Below are 643 nucleotides of genomic sequence, written 5' to 3' on the forward strand. Positions count from 1 at the left end.
TCCGGCGGGGCTCCCGTTTCTTTATGATAGTTTGCAGCACTTTATCATGGGAATCATGAGCGCAAAAACGGATTTTCCGACCTGACACAAAAGGAGAATCAATACCATGGAAACTTTGATGCAAAGACTTCAATTTTTTCTCCGGTTTACAAAATCACCGGCTGCAATCGGCAGTGTGACACCGAGTTCAAGATTTTTGGTTCATACTTTGATAAAACCCGTGAATTGGGCCCGGGCTAAAGTAGTAGTTGAGCTGGGAGCGGGTACTGGTGTTGTTACGCTGGAAATTGAACGAAATTTAAACTCCGATGGTCAGGCAGTCATCTTTGAATCCGATCCAAAGCTGAGTCTCTGGCTTAAGCGAAATCACCCGGCGTTGATCCATTGTTCCGATGCCCGTTTCCTGGTGCAGGAACTGGAGAAACGCAGGCTGGGCCAAGCCGATGCGATTATCTCATGTCTGCCGTTTGCCAACTTTTCGGCAACCCTGAGAAGAGAGATCATGGATGGGATAAAAAACGTTCTGGCACCAAACGGTGTTTTTATCCAGTTTCAATACTCTTTACAACTGAAACCGCTTCTGCAATCTTGCTTTCAACAGGTAGACATCCAATTTGTCCCCTTTAATCTTCCGCCTGCTTTT

Annotated in this window: 1 protein-coding gene; it reads left to right on the top strand. The window is 46.0% G+C overall.

Translation table 11 applies throughout. From position 1 onward, the window contains the following. Positions 1-106: 106 nt before the first annotated feature. On the top strand, positions 107-643 hold a 537-nt coding region (locus I8U17_RS18160; RefSeq protein ID WP_198060011.1), incomplete at its 3' end, for a class I SAM-dependent methyltransferase.

Source organism: Thermoactinomyces sp. CICC 10521 (genome assembly GCF_016055135.1).
GTDB lineage: Bacteria > Bacillota > Bacilli > Thermoactinomycetales > Thermoactinomycetaceae > Thermoactinomyces_A > Thermoactinomyces_A daqus.